The organism is Aeromonas sp. s8, from assembly GCF_040907785.1.
Lineage (GTDB): Bacteria > Pseudomonadota > Gammaproteobacteria > Enterobacterales > Aeromonadaceae > Aeromonas > Aeromonas veronii.
Genome location: NZ_JBFOCL010000026.1, coordinates 19879 through 33157 on the forward strand (window position 1 = coordinate 19879; position 13279 = coordinate 33157).

A 13279-nucleotide genomic window follows, 5' to 3' on the forward strand; every position below is an offset into this window, starting at 1 on the left:
CCTCGATCATTCATTTTCTTGCCGAAGATTAATTTGATATGGAGGGAAATGGAAGAGGGAAAAACTACGAGAGGATTCTTATGCGGCCCTTGAATGACAAGGGCCGGAGTCATGAGAGATCAGTTGGCCGGGGTGGCCAGATCCAGGATAAAGGCGTATTCCAGCGCGATATCCTCGTAGGCTTTGAAGCGGCCCGACTTGCCGCCGTGGCCGGCATCCATGTCGGTGTTCAGTAACAACTTGTTATCATCTGTCTTCAGTTCGCGCAGCTTGGCGACCCACTTGGCGGGCTCCCAATACTGCACTTGCGAGTCGTGCAGCCCGGTGGTGACCAGCAGGTTGGGGTAGGCTTGCGCCTTGACCTGATCGTAGGGGCTGTAGCTCTTCATGTAGTCGTAGTAGCGCTTCTGGTTCGGGTTGCCCCACTCGTCATACTCCCCGGTGGTGAGGGGAATGGACTCGTCCAGCATGGTGGTGACCACATCGACGAATGGCACCTGCGCAACCACGCCGCGATAGAGTTCGGGCGCCTGATTGATGACGGCCCCCATCAGCAGGCCGCCGGCGCTGCCGCCCATGGCGTAGACCTGATCCCTGGCACCGTAGCCTTGCTCAACCAGAGCCTTGGTGACATCGATAAAGTCATTGAAGGTGTTCTGCTTTTTCAGCAGTTTGCCATCTTCGTACCAGTGACGGCCCAGCTCTTCACCACCCCGGATATGGGCGATGGCGTAGACGAAGCCTCTGTCCAGAAGGCTCAGGCGCGAGCTGCTGAAGTCGGGATCCATGCTGGCGCCGTAGGATCCATAGCCATAGACCAGCAGCGGATTCTTGGGCGCATCGGCCTGCTCTTTCTTGAACTTGTCCTTGCGATAGACCAGCGAAACCGGCACCGATACACCGTCGCGGGCGGTCACCCAGAGCCGCTCGCTGGCGTACTGGTCGGCCTTGAAGCCTGCCACCGGCTGCTGCTTGAGCAGGGTGCGCTTGCCGCTCGCCATATCCAGCTCATAGGTAGAGGCGGGGGTGGTCATGGAGGAGTAGCCATAACGCAGGGCGCTGGTATCCGGCTCCGGGTTGTAGGCGAGCCAGGTGACATAGGCGGGATCGTCGAAGGCGATCTCCTTCTCGTCGCCGCTCTGCCAGTTGATCTGGCGCAGTCGGGTCAGCCCCTTGTTGCGCTCTTCCAGTACCAGCCAATCCTTGAACAGGGCGTAGCTCTCCAGCAGCACGTCCGGATTGGGGGCAATCACCGCCTTCCAGCGATCGACCGGGCTCTCCTTGGTCTCGTAGAGGCCGAAGTTCTTGCCATCCTTGTTGGAGCGCACATAGAAGCGGCCGCGGTAGTGATCCAGGCTGTATTCGTGATCCACCTGGCGGGGCAGGAACAGGCGGGGGGCGTGCTCCGGCTGGTTGGCATCGATCAGCCGCGCTTCGCCGGTGGTGGTGCTGGAGAGGGCGATGACGATGAAATCTTCCGAGGTGGTGGCGTAGAGGCTGATGTAGAAGGAGTCATCCTTCTCTTCATAGACCAGCTTGTCCGTGGCCGGATCCGTACCGAGCGTATGGCGATAGACCTGATAGGGCAGCAGGGTCTGCGGGTGCTTGCGCACATAGAAGACGGTCTTGTTGTCGTTGGCCCACACCAGATTGCCGGAGGTATTTTCCAGTTTGTCGGTGGCCCACTGGCCGCTCTCCAGATCGAGGAACTGGATCTGGTACTGACGACGGGAGAGGAAATCTTCCGCCACCGCCAGCCAGCGGTTGTTGCGGCTTACCTCAAGGGCGCCGAGGGCATAGAACTCGTGCCCTTCAGCCCGCAGGTTGCTGTCGAGCAGCAGGCTCGCCTGCTCTTCACCGAGCTTGGTGCGCGAGTAGATCCCGTACTCCTTGCCCGGCTCATAGCGGGTCTGGTAGCGGTAGCCATTCTTCACATAGGGTACCGACTCATCCTGCTGGGGGATGCGGGCGACCATCTCTTTGTAAAGCTGTTCGCGCAGGGGTTGGGTCGGCTTGAGCATGGCCTCGGTATAGGCGTTCTCGGCCTTGAGATAGTCCAACACCTCGGGCTTCTGCCGCTCGTCGTCACGCAGCCAGTAGTAGTTGTCGATGCGGGTATCCCCGTGTTTTTTCAGAGTGCGGGGATGTTTGGCGGCCACGGGCGGCTGGATTGGATGTTCGCTTGTCAGCATGGCGGGCTCTTCATTGGCATAAGTGGGGGGGAGAACTGTCAGAAAGGCTAGCAGCAGAACTCCTCGGGAAAAGGTAAACATGTCGCATCCTTGGCGCTGGAAAGGGTTGGTAGACCTGAGCATCGGCTCCATGAATTGGCGTTAAATCTGCCCCTTGTTGCCGGTGGTTGCAAGCAATCCCTTGTTATTGCAGGAAATGTAATCAAAAAAAGCCGCTATCTCGCGATAGCGGCCCTCTTTCTGGCCATGAGCGGCAAGAGTCCGCTCAGGTGTGCCTCACATGATATGGGAGTGCCCTCTCATGGCCAGTTTTCGTCAGCCGGGGTAGCTCGACCAGCGGTTGGTCGCGCCCTCGTTGCTGATACTCAGTACCTCATAGGGATGGCCAGGAATATCCATGCCCGGCGCACTCTGGGGCATGCCCGGAATGGTCAGGCCACGGATTGCCGGTTTTTCCCTGAGCAGCTTCTGCACATCGGCGGCCGGTACATGCCCCTCGATCACATAGCCATTTACGATACCGGTATGGCAGGAAGCCAGTTCCGGCGCGATACCGTATTGCTGCTTCACTGCGCCGAGCTGTTCGGTTTCGATGACCTCCAGTTCGAAGCCATTCTGCTCCATGTGCTCGTTCCAGCTTTGGCAGCAGCCACAATATTTGGATTTGTAGACGGTCATCTTCTCGGCCGCGAGAGCCGAAAAGCTGACGGTACCGGCCAGCATGGCCAGTAACAGGGGTTTGTACATCACTCACCTCAGATTGAAAGAAAAGATGCCCGATACGGGATGCGTTTCAGATCTGGGTGCGTGGGGGACGTTCGAGCCGCTCGCACGGGGCGTCCGGCATAAAGAGAGAGGGGGAGGCGAAGTCGGGGGTATCCGGTTCCAGCACGGCGACCGTCAGGCTGTCGCTGCCTACCAGCGTCATCGAGAGGGCGGTGGTAAAGCTGCCGCAGGGCATCGCTTTTTCCAAGGTACGCTCGCTCTGGCTGCAGTGGGTAGTCAGGGTACAGAGGTCGGTTGCGGCCCGGCTGCCAAACGACATCAACACCAGCACCAGACTCCACAAGGGGAGCCAGCGACGGGCGTGAGCGAGTTGGCGACGGGTGAGAACCATGGAATGACTCGGAAATAACAAGGGGCACATGGTAACCCTGTGCCCCGGGGGAGGGTCAAGCCCTCCCCATGGTGTCAGTCAGCCAGGATTAAGGTTGCTGACGGGTGGCCGCCAGCACGATCTCGCGCACGCAGACGTTGGCAGGCTGGTTCCAGGCGTAGAGCACGGCATCGGCGATAACTTCCGGCGCAATGACGCCACCCATCTGATCTTTCCAGTCGTGGTAACCGGCCTTGATGCTCTCGTCAGTGGTGTGGCTGAGCAGCTCGGTCTCGACCGCACCCGGGGCAATGGTCACCATACGCACGCCGACATCGGCCACCTCTTCGCGGATGTTCTCGGTCAGGGCGTGCACGGCGAACTTGGTGGCGCAGTAGGCGGCATGGTTCGGGAAGGTCTTGCGACCGGCGATGGAGCTGATGTTGATGATGGTGCCGCTGCGGCGCTCCTTCATGCCTGCCAGCACTGCGTGGACGCCGTTCAGCACCCCCATCACGTTGATGTTGAGCATCTGCTGCCACTCGGCGGGATCCTGCACATCGGCCTGACCCAGCAGCATGACACCGGCGTTGTTGACCATGCAGCCGACTGGGCCAAATTTGGCTTCTGCCTGCTGGACGGCGGCCTTCATGGCAGCGGTGTCGGTTACATCGACCCCGATGCAGAGGGTATCGGGCAGGTTCAGTGCCTGCATCGGCTCGACCCGGCGGGCCAGCAGTAGCAGCGGATGACCGGCGGCAGAGAAGGCACGGGCGATGGCGGCACCGATCCCGGCGGAGGCACCGGTGATCACGACGAGAGATTTGGACATGGGTCTTTCCTTCTGATTCAAGAGTCGGTTTGAGCAAACAGGTGGCTGGCCAGCACGGAACCCAATCACTATAGTCACTGCATCTATAAGTGATAAATATTGTTTTCCGCTGGTTATCATCTGAAAAAACTATGGTTGGTTTATGCTGGACTTGAGATTGCTGCGTTTCTTCATCGCCATCTATGAAGAGAAGAACATCACGGCGGCGGCCGAGCGCTGCCACGTCAGCCAGCCCTCCCTCTCGGCGGGGCTGCGCCAGCTGGAAGAGGCGCTCGGTGACAGCCTGTTTGTCCGGGGCAAAAAGGGGGTGGTGGCGAAAGATCCGGCCCACTATCTCTATCCTCACGCGGTCAAGCTGGTGGAGGAGGCGCGCCGTTTGCCAGAGCTGTTTCGCCAGAAAGCGACGCGTGCGAGGCTCAATATCGCCATCATGCCGGACTTGAGTCGCCGCCGGGTGGCCGGGCTGTTGCAGCAAGTACAGCGCGTGTTGCCGCAACTGGATCTCACCCTCTCCGACTACACTACGCCCGCCGACTGCCGCTTGACGCTGGATGCCTTGCGCCGGGAGGACGAGATCTTCCTGCCGCTGTGGGAGGAGGATTACGTGCTCTGCGTACCGGTCGACCATCCCCTTGCCAGTCGCGAAAGGATCGAGCTCGCCGAGCTGCAACATTATGATTTTATTGAGTGCCCGCCCTGCGAAGCCCATCAGCAGACTATCGGCCTGCTGGCCTGTGACCGGCTTACCCTCAATCTGGTGGCCAAGGCCGAGAGCAAGGGGCTGGTGATGGCGCTGGTGCTGGCGGGAGTCGGCATCAGTTTTCTGCCGGACGGGCTGGTCGAGGATGAGGCGGGGCTCTGTACCCTGCCGGTGAGCGGGCCGCGGATGTTTCGCCGGATTGGGCTCTGCTATCCCGCCCACCAGACCCTCAATCCGGCGCTGCGGGAGCTGATCCCCGAGTTGGCAGGCTATGGCGCTTCCTGATAAGGTCGCTCTCCTGTGCACCTTTACGATGCAGCTCCCCAGACTCCCCTTTTCTGGTTACCTCGCCTTGCACCGCAAGGCTTTGTTCGGGTGATGTGGTCATGAAACGCATTCTGGTTATTTTTTCCCATCCCGCGCTGCAGAGTTCGCGGGCCAACAAGCAGCTGTTGCAGGCGATTGAGGGGCTGGAGGGGGTCACGGTTCACGACCTCTATCAGCACTATCCCGACATGTTTATCGATGTGAAGCGGGAGCAGGCGCTGCTCTGTGAGCACGATATCATCGTCTTCCAGCACCCGTTTTACTGGTACTCCTGCCCGGCCATCATGAAAGAGTGGATGGATCTGGTGCTGGAGTATGGCTATGCCTATGGCCCCGAGGCCCACGCCCTCAAGGGCAAGCAGTGGTTGAGCGCCATCACCACCGGCGGGGCGCCGGAGTCCTACTGCAGCGAGGGTTACAACAGCCGACCGCTGCTCGATTTTCTGCTGCCATTTCAGCAGGCGGCCACCTTGTGCGGCATGAACTGGCTGCCCCCTTTCGTGCTGCACTCCTTTCACAAGATCAAGGATCCCGCCGCCCTGCGCCGCTGTGGTCAGGACTATCGCCAGCTGCTTTGCGCCCTGCGTGACGATCAGCTGACTCCAGAGCAACTGGCCGGGCGCCCCTATCTACGCGACTTGCTGGAGGTACTCTGATGACACACGGGCAGTTTGTTGGCCGAGCTCATGAGCCGGATCAGATGTTCATGCGGAGGGCCGACTGATGGGCCACGGGATCCTGTTTGATGCCTTTATCTATCTCTCCGCCGCCGTTATCGCGGTGCCGCTGGCCAAACGCTGGGGGCTGGGCTCGGTGCTCGGTTATCTGCTGGCGGGGATCATCATAGGCCCCTTTCTGCTGGGGCTGGTGGGGGAGCAGAAGGATGTGATGCACTTCGCCGAGTTTGGCGTGGTACTGATGCTGTTTCTGGTCGGTCTTGAATTGCGTCCGGCCCTCTTGTGGCAGCTGAAAGGGCCGATCCTCGGCACCGGTGGCCTGCAGGTGCTGCTCACCACGGCGGTGCTGACCGGCGTGGCGCACCTGATCGGTCTGCCGCTGCAACAGGGGCTGGCCATCGGCCTCATTCTGGCGCTCTCCTCCACCGCCATCGTTCTGCAGAGCCTGCAGGAGCGCAAGCTGATGCAGAGCGAGAGCGGTCGCTCCGCCTTTGCGGTGCTGCTGTTTCAGGATATTGCGGTCATTCCGATCCTGGCGCTGCTGCCGCTGCTGGCCATGGCGCCGGTCGCCAGCAATGGCGGCTCCGAGCTGGCGGGGTGGCAACATGGTCTGCTGGTGGTCGCGGCCATCTCCGGTATCGTTCTGGGCGGTCATTACCTTATGCGGCCGGTATTTCGTGCCATCGCCCAGTCCCATATGCGGGAGATCTTCGTCGCCGCCGCTCTGCTGCTAGTGATCGCCATCGCGGTGCTGATGGAGTCGGTGGGGCTCTCGCCCGCTCTTGGCTCTTTTCTCGCCGGTGTGGTGCTGGCCGACAGCGAATATCGCCACGAGCTGGAGGCCGACATAGAGCCGTTCAAGGGCTTGCTGCTCGGCCTGTTCTTTATGTCGGTGGGGGCGGGGATCGACTTCGGGCTGTTTGCCGAGCACCCCTTCCTGATACCCACTCTGGTGGTTGGCCTGATGGTGCTCAAATGGCTGGTGTTGATGGCGCTCGGCTTCATCATCCGCATCTCGCCGAGTCAACGCTGGACCTTCGCACTGGCGTTGGCGCAGGGGGGCGAGTTTGCCTTCGTGCTCTTTTCGTTTGCCGCGCAAAACCGGGTGCTGCCCGGTGAGACCATCTCGCTGCTGACGCTGGTGGTGGCGCTCTCCATGGCGCTGACCCCGCTGCTGCTGATCCTCAACGATCGGGTGATCCAGCCCTGGTTCGATTACCGTAACCAGAGCGACGCACCGCAGCATGAGCAACCTGAGCTGGTGGAGCATCCGGTGATCATCGCAGGCTTCGGCCGCTTCGGTCAGATCGTGGGGCGTCTGCTTCATGGTCACGGCATCGGCACCACCATCCTCGAGCAGGATGCCAGCCAGATAGAGACCCTGCGCAAGTATGGCTATCAGGTCTTCTATGGCGATGCCAGCCGGATCGATCTGCTCCATGCCGCAGGGGCGCACAAGGCGAAGCTGCTGGTGCTCTCCATCAATGATCCGGCCACCTCGCTGGCGGTGATCGAGATGGTGCAGAAGCACTTCCCGCACCTGAAGATCCTGGCGCGAGCGCTGGATCGACCCCATGCCCACGAGATCCTGCGCCACGGGGTCGAGAGCGTGCACCGGGAAACCCTGGGCTCGGCAGTCGATCTGGGGGTGGAAGCCCTGACCCAGCTCGGTTTTCGGGCCAACCAGGCCTGGCGGGCGGGGCAGACCTTCAAGCAGCACGATAACTGGCTGTTGCGCGAGCAGGTCAACTATCTGGACGACGAACACACTTATATCAACAAGAGCCTGCAATACCGGGAGATCCTCTCCGATCTGTTGCAAGACGACGAGGAGGGGCAGGAGCGTATCCATGCCCACAACTGGAATAGCGGGCTACCCGACGACGACAAGGAAGCAAAATGATTGCCTATTACCCCATGTTCAAACACCTGCATATGACGCTGGCGCTGGTCAGTCTGCTGCTCTTTATCTATCGCTGGAGTCTGGCGCTGGCCGGCAGCGATCGGTTGCAGCAGAAGTGGCTGAAAATCCTGCCGCATATCAACGATACCTTCCTGCTGCTGTTTGGTGTGTTGCTGGCGGTGGCCTTGCAGTTGAGCCCTGGCCAACAACCCTGGCTGATGGCCAAGCTGATTGCACTGGTGCTCTATATCGGTCTGGGTGTCATGGCGCTCAAGCGCCCGGCCCGCGGTCAGAAGCTGGTGGCCGGTGTGGCAGCGCTGGCGGTATTTGGCTACATGGTCGGTGCGGCCATCACCAAGTCAGCCTGGTCGTGGCTGATGTGAGCAAAAGGGGAGAGTCATGCTCCCCCCCCCTGAAATCATATTCTAAGATGAATTAATTAATCGGAGTTTTATGCTAACAATAAATCGCAGCATAGAACTTTCATTTGAGGGATTTTTGGCTAATTTTAGCCTCTGCCGGCTCCTTTTTTGAGTGTATTGTTTTTGTAAATCAATTGGTTAGTGTGTTTTGTATGAAAATGGCGACAGTTGTCGCAGTAAAACTTGCGACATAGACTGTCGCAAGTCACGACTAGCATACAGTCAACGCTAAACCAGTGAAGGCAAGCACCATGAGCAAGAAGCTGTTACGACAACTGACCTTGGCGCGTTGCATCCCGCACCGCCCTTACAAGCTGACCGCCAGCCAACTCCAGGTAAAACTGGAAGAGGAAGGCATCCACGTCAGTCTGCGTACCGTGCAACGGGACCTGGAGGAGATGTCCGGCATGGGACTGTTCGACCTCACCTCGGACGAGCGCAGCAAACCCCATGGCTGGTGCTTCGAGCGCCACGGCCTCAACGACTTTGCCAATATCATGCCGCTCTCGCTGGCGGTGGCCCTGAAAACCTGGAGTGATCAGGCGAGCCAACTGTTGCCGGCGAGTGTACTGACCGAATTGAACCCGCTGGTCGACAAAGCGAGCCAGGTGATCCGCGACAGCCAGAGCGAACTGGCCGAACGCTGGCTGGAGAGTGTCCACCAGTCACCGCGTCCGTTTGCCGGCAACCCGGAGATCCGCCGAAGCACCCTGATCCGCGATGCGCTCTGGCGTGGTCGCAAGTTCAGTGCCGAGATCCAGCGCGTGATCAAAGAGCGCACCGTATGGCTCTGCTACGACCGTATCAACCCGCTCGGCATTCTCAATCAGCCGGACGGTCCGATCCTGCTCTGCACTCTGTCCGAGCTGGATCCCAAGGTCTACGGCATCCCGTTTGACCATATCAAGAACGTGGAGCTGACCAACTTCAGCGCCACCCAGCCGAAGGATTTCAATATCCAGAAGCTGATCCGCGATCAGGGCTATCAGGATGTGAGCGGCCCGATCCGCTTCGTCGGCCGGATCGATGCCAACAGCCAGTCGCTGGTGGATAACCAGATCCCCGGCAATAATCCGCGCATGACCCGCTATGACAAGCGCAGCGTGGTGGTGGAGACCGAAGTGCAGGATACCCCGGAGTTTCGCAGTTGGTTGAACAACATCGGCGGTGAACTGGAAGTGCTGGCACCGGAATCGCTACGCAAGGCCTATCTCAATCCGGCCAACCGCTTGAGCTGATTAAAAAATTGGAATGTTGAAGAGTCGAGCCTGGTCTCGGCTCTTTTTTTGCGGTTTTTTTAAGCATATTTATTCAACTAATTTTTAAGTCTTAACGTCAGGATTGAACCGTTTTCCTGCCCCGTTTTTGGGGGCGAAACCCGTGTAAGAGATCTGCCATAGCGACTGTAAGAGGCTGGCGCTTTGAGCCGTACGCGAAGCCATGCCAGAATGATCGAGCTTTCCAGTGAAACTAAATAACTAACTGATATTAAAGGGTTAGTTTTTAAGTTCGTTTTTTGAGATGGGAGCTGCATCGGATCTTTATCATCGGATGGCCCTTGTTCGGGGGGCGCATTTCCTTAGTATGGGTCTCACAAGGACGGAGCTGGTCCGGCAGGATGCAGGACAGCGCATAAAGATGGAATAGTCCGCAGGATGTGGACAAGGGACACCTCAGGATGAGCTCGATAATCAGGATGATTATCGTCACGGATGAATAAAGGAACACCGCGGGATGCGGCAGGACACTCTCGGGATGGGAGCAGAACGAACGGAACCTCGTTCTTCAGGATGAACAGGACCTCGCCGGATGCGAGAGGAATACTTCAGGATGAAGTGAGATAACCCGGATGGTTATCTGTCAGGAAGACGCAAGGAACCCCACAGGACGTGGTAATGGACACCTCCAGGATGGAGACAGGGAAGCAGTTCAGGATGAATTGCCAGGCTAGGAACGCCGCAGGACACGCCAACGGATTGGAAAGGGGATATTCCAAAGGATTAGGATAACGTCAGGGATTGCAGGGAGCATTGCAGTTCTACGGACAGGACGACACGACTCTAGGGGACGGCTACCGCCGTCCCCTTTTCTTTTATTGTTTGTCCGAGAGATTGCCGCGCTGGGCGGCGTTGACGATCTCTTGCAGGCGCTGACGAATGTCGACCATGCCAAACACGCCAAATATCAGCACAGTGACAAATTCGGCCTTGGTGACAGCGAAGTAGCGTTTGCAAGCTGCCTTGATCATGCTGGCCTGCAGCCAGTGCAGCAGGGCGACGATCACGCCGCAGACCGGCAGAAAGCCGTTGAGTTTGCCGGGCAGCGGGGCAATCAGGCTCACCAGCACGCCAAACCAGAAGAACAATATCAGCCCCATCGCCAACAGATTAAAGACTCGCTTCATTGTTTACCTCTCTTAGATAGAGTTGATAGCAGACCTGACCTGCTTGTTTGTCCTTGAGTAACTGCCAGTTGGCGGGCAGCGCCAGATCGGCCATCTCTTTTTCCCGTTCCAGATAGATGAGGGCGTCCGGTGCCAGCCAGCCGCGCTGCTCCAGCAGTTCGCACACTTGCGGCAGCAGCTCGCGGCGAAACGGCGGGTCGAGGAACACCAGATCGAACGGGGTGGCCGGGCCTTGCAGCCAGCTCACCGCATCAGACTGGATCACCTGACCCTGACTGCTGCCGAGGGCGGTCAGGTTCTTCTTGATCTGGTCGGCGGCCCCTTTGTCCATCTCGATCAGGGTCACCTGCTCGGCATAGCGCGACAGTGCCTCCAGTCCGAGTCCGCCGCTGCCGGCAAACAGATCCAGGCAGCGGGTGCCGCGAATGTGGGGGGCCAGCCAGTTGAAGATGGTCTCCTTGACGCGATCCGTGGTGGGTCTGAGCCCCTCCACATCCTTGACCGGCAATTTGCGGCCTCGCCACTGGCCGCTGATGATTCTTACAAAGCCCGATTTTCCTTGCGGGGCGGGACTCTTGCTCGGGTTGCTACGGCTGGATTTCACTCTGGGCATCGCGTTTCATCGTCAGAAAATAAAGTGGTAGTATAAGGCGGTTCATTTTTATGCCGACCCGCCAAGGGACGGCTATCTTAGCAGTCAGCCTTTGATGTGAGTATTTTTAGATGGCAAAAGGTTTGTTTTCCTGGCTGGGTTTCGGCCGCAAGAAAGAAGAGGCTGAGGCTGTCCAACCACAGACACCCCAAGCCACCCCCGTTACCGTTGAGCCCGAGGTCACTGCTACCCCCGCTCCCGTTTCTGATACCACTGTTTCCGATAGTACGCCGGCCGTTGCCCCCGAAGTGCCTGCCAGCGCACAGAATTCCGTTTTGCAAGATGATTGCTGCCTGCCGACCGAGCTGGACGATCACGGCCCGCTGGTGGTGGAGGAGTGCGCCTCCGATCTGGAGCCGGTGATCGTCAACGAAACGCTGATCGCCGAAGAGGAGCGTGCCGCTGAAGCCGCTCGCACTGCCGCAGAGGCGCAAGCCGCTGAGGTCAAGGCAGCCGAAGAGGCTCGTATTGCTGCCGAAGCTCGTGCTGCGGAAGAGGCTCGTATTGCTGCCGAGGCTCGCGCCGCGGAAGAATCTCGCATTGCCGCCGAAGCTCGCGCTGCAGATGAGGCTCGTATTGCTGCCGAGGCTCGCGCTGCAGAGGAGGCTCGTATTGCCGCCGAAGCCCGTGCTGCGGAAGAAGCTCGCATTGCTGCCGAAGCCCGCGCCGCAGAAGAGGCCCGCATTGCCGCCGAAGCTCGCGCTGCGGAAGAGGCCCGCATCGCCGCCGAAGCTCGCGCCGCGGAAGAATCTCGCATTGCCGCCGAAGCTCGCGCCGCGGAAGAAGCTCGCATTGCCGCCGAAGCCCGCGCTGCGGAAGAGGCTCGTATCGCTGCCGAAGTCCGCGCCGCGGAAGAGGCCCGTATCGCTGCCGAGGCGCGCGCCGCGGAAGAAGCTCGCATTGCCGCCGAAGCTCAGGCTGCTGAAGAAGCCCGTATCGCCAAAGAGGCCCAGCGAGCGGAAGATATGCGCCTGGTCGCCGCGATGGAGGCTGAGGCCGCCGCCCTGGCAGCCCTGCCGCTGGCCGCCAAGGTAGACGATGACACCCAGGACAAACCGCAGCGGGAGGGCTTCTTTGCTCGTCTCAAGCGCAGTCTGGTGCGCACCAAGGAGAATATCGGCTCCGGTTTCTTTGGCCTGTTCCGTGGCAAGAAGATCGACGACGAGCTGTTTGAAGAGCTGGAGACCCAGTTGCTGACCGCCGATCTCGGCGTCGACACCACCACCCGCATCATCGAGGGGCTGGTGCAGCACGCGGATCGCAAGCAGCTCAAGGATGCCGAGGCGCTCTACGGCCTGCTCAAGCAGGACATGGGCGAGATGCTGGCCAAGGTCGAGCAGCCGCTGGTGATCGACACCAGCAAGAAGCCTTATGTGATCCTGATGGTCGGCGTGAACGGCGTCGGCAAGACCACCACTATCGGCAAGCTGGCCAAGCAGTTCCAGGCTGAAGGCAAGAGCGTAATGCTGGCGGCGGGTGACACCTTCCGTGCCGCTGCGGTCGAACAGCTGCAAGTTTGGGGTCAGCGCAACAACATTCCGGTGATTGCCCAGCACACCGGTGCCGACTCCGCTTCCGTCATTTATGACGCCATCGAGGCCGCCCGCTCCCGCGGGGCTGACGTGCTGATCGCCGACACCGCCGGTCGCCTGCAGAACAAGAGCAACCTGATGGAAGAGCTCAAGAAGGTGGTGCGGGTGATGAAGAAGCTGGATGAAGAGGCGCCCCACGAGATCATGCTGACGCTGGATGCCGGCACCGGCCAGAACGCCCTGAGTCAGGCCAAGCTGTTCAGCGAGGCGGTGGGCCTGACCGGTATCACTCTCACCAAGCTGGATGGCACGGCCAAGGGCGGCGTCATCTTTGCGGTAGCCGACAAGTTCCAGATCCCGATCCGCTATATCGGGGTGGGCGAGGGGATCGACGATCTGCGTCCCTTCGTTGCCAACGACTTCATCGAGGCGCTCTTCAGCCGCGATGAATAAGTCCGGCCGCGATGAGTCAGCTCAGCCGTGATGAGTAAGTGTTCCATACCCCGACTCCGGTCGGGGTTTGTCAATTTCAGGGAACCGTT

General features: G+C 59.6%; 12 protein-coding genes. 6 read left to right on the plus strand and 6 right to left on the minus strand.

The genetic code is table 11. The annotated features are described in order from the left end of the window. Positions 1-119 precede the first annotated feature (119 nt). From AB5Y86_RS08445 to AB5Y86_RS08460, 4 genes are all read right to left on the minus strand, one after another. Entirely contained in the window at positions 120-2273 is a 2154-nt protein-coding gene (locus tag AB5Y86_RS08445) for a S9 family peptidase (RefSeq protein ID WP_064338918.1), read from the minus strand. 234 nt (positions 2274-2507) lie between these two features. Next, on the minus strand, positions 2508-2939 hold the full coding sequence (locus AB5Y86_RS08450) for a DUF411 domain-containing protein (RefSeq protein ID WP_005339953.1): 432 nt from the start codon (positions 2937-2939) through the stop codon (positions 2508-2510). A 46-nt stretch (positions 2940-2985) separates the two neighbouring features. Next, a complete protein-coding gene (locus tag AB5Y86_RS08455; RefSeq protein ID WP_005342845.1) occupies positions 2986-3309 on the minus strand; it encodes a hypothetical protein in 324 nt (107 codons plus the stop codon). Positions 3310-3397: 88 nt separating this feature from the next. Further along, complete coding sequence (locus AB5Y86_RS08460; RefSeq protein WP_005348556.1) at positions 3398-4120, minus strand: SDR family oxidoreductase; 723 nt, start codon at positions 4118-4120, stop codon at positions 3398-3400. Positions 4121-4262: 142 nt separating this feature from the next. On the opposite strand from AB5Y86_RS08460, the gene AB5Y86_RS08465 reads away from it, so the two are divergent. The 5 genes from AB5Y86_RS08465 to AB5Y86_RS08485 all read left to right on the plus strand — a co-directional run bounded on the left by AB5Y86_RS08465 (position 4263) and on the right by AB5Y86_RS08485 (position 9387). After that, the gene (locus tag AB5Y86_RS08465) at positions 4263-5105 is read left to right on the plus strand and encodes a LysR family transcriptional regulator (protein ID WP_005339957.1); all 843 of its coding nucleotides are present in this window, start codon (positions 4263-4265) and stop codon (positions 5103-5105) included. Between the two features lie 101 nt (positions 5106-5206). Next, positions 5207-5803, plus strand: coding sequence for an NAD(P)H-dependent oxidoreductase (locus tag AB5Y86_RS08470; protein ID WP_005339958.1), 597 nt, complete (start codon positions 5207-5209; stop codon positions 5801-5803). A gap of 67 nt (positions 5804-5870) precedes the next feature. Further along, positions 5871-7727 (plus strand): monovalent cation:proton antiporter-2 (CPA2) family protein, encoded by a 1857-nt coding sequence (locus AB5Y86_RS08475; RefSeq protein WP_100647027.1) that lies wholly within the window; start codon positions 5871-5873, stop codon positions 7725-7727. Continuing rightward, positions 7724-8110 carry a SirB2 family protein gene (locus AB5Y86_RS08480; protein WP_042081419.1) on the plus strand — a complete coding sequence of 129 codons (387 nt, stop codon included), beginning with the start codon at positions 7724-7726 and terminating at the stop codon, positions 8108-8110. The genes AB5Y86_RS08475 and AB5Y86_RS08480 overlap by 4 nt, the downstream gene beginning before the upstream one ends. Positions 8111-8400: 290 nt before the next feature. Next, complete coding sequence (locus AB5Y86_RS08485) at positions 8401-9387, plus strand: YafY family protein (protein WP_005339987.1); 987 nt, start codon at positions 8401-8403, stop codon at positions 9385-9387. An 854-nt stretch (positions 9388-10241) separates the two neighbouring features. Here the strand turns inward: AB5Y86_RS08485 and AB5Y86_RS08490 are convergent. Next, positions 10242-10553, minus strand: a complete 312-nt coding sequence (locus tag AB5Y86_RS08490) for a DUF1145 domain-containing protein (RefSeq protein WP_167565653.1) — start codon at positions 10551-10553, stop codon at positions 10242-10244. Then, entirely contained in the window at positions 10537-11166 is a 630-nt protein-coding gene (rsmD, locus tag AB5Y86_RS08495) for a 16S rRNA (guanine(966)-N(2))-methyltransferase RsmD (protein ID WP_088870315.1), read from the minus strand. Before rsmD ends, AB5Y86_RS08490 begins: the two co-directional genes overlap by 17 nt. 110 nt (positions 11167-11276) lie before the next feature. On the opposite strand from rsmD, the gene ftsY reads away from it, so the two are divergent. Continuing rightward, entirely contained in the window at positions 11277-13190 is a 1914-nt protein-coding gene (gene ftsY, locus AB5Y86_RS08500) for a signal recognition particle-docking protein FtsY (protein WP_368192584.1), read from the plus strand. Positions 13191-13279 lie beyond the last annotated feature (89 nt).

Bases quoted from the DNA above. Each gene is read 5' to 3' on its own strand.
- AB5Y86_RS08455 (WP_005342845.1), bottom strand. From the start codon at position 3,309: ATGGTTCTCACCCGTCGCCAACTCGCTCACGCCCGTCGCTGGCTCCCC.
- AB5Y86_RS08490 (WP_167565653.1), bottom strand. From the start codon at position 10,553: ATGAAGCGAGTCTTTAATCTGTTGGCGATGGGGCTGATATTGTTCTTC.
- AB5Y86_RS08450 (WP_005339953.1), bottom strand. From the start codon at position 2,939: ATGTACAAACCCCTGTTACTGGCCATGCTGGCCGGTACCGTCAGCTTT.
- rsmD (WP_088870315.1), bottom strand. From the start codon at position 11,166: ATGCCCAGAGTGAAATCCAGCCGTAGCAACCCGAGCAAGAGTCCCGCC.
- AB5Y86_RS08445 (WP_064338918.1), bottom strand. From the start codon at position 2,273: ATGTTTACCTTTTCCCGAGGAGTTCTGCTGCTAGCCTTTCTGACAGTT.
- ftsY (WP_368192584.1), top strand. From the start codon at position 11,277: ATGGCAAAAGGTTTGTTTTCCTGGCTGGGTTTCGGCCGCAAGAAAGAA.
- AB5Y86_RS08475 (WP_100647027.1), top strand. From the start codon at position 5,871: ATGGGCCACGGGATCCTGTTTGATGCCTTTATCTATCTCTCCGCCGCC.
- AB5Y86_RS08470 (WP_005339958.1), top strand. From the start codon at position 5,207: ATGAAACGCATTCTGGTTATTTTTTCCCATCCCGCGCTGCAGAGTTCG.
- AB5Y86_RS08480 (WP_042081419.1), top strand. From the start codon at position 7,724: ATGATTGCCTATTACCCCATGTTCAAACACCTGCATATGACGCTGGCG.
- AB5Y86_RS08465 (WP_005339957.1), top strand. From the start codon at position 4,263: ATGCTGGACTTGAGATTGCTGCGTTTCTTCATCGCCATCTATGAAGAG.
- AB5Y86_RS08485 (WP_005339987.1), top strand. From the start codon at position 8,401: ATGAGCAAGAAGCTGTTACGACAACTGACCTTGGCGCGTTGCATCCCG.
- AB5Y86_RS08460 (WP_005348556.1), bottom strand. From the start codon at position 4,120: ATGTCCAAATCTCTCGTCGTGATCACCGGTGCCTCCGCCGGGATCGGT.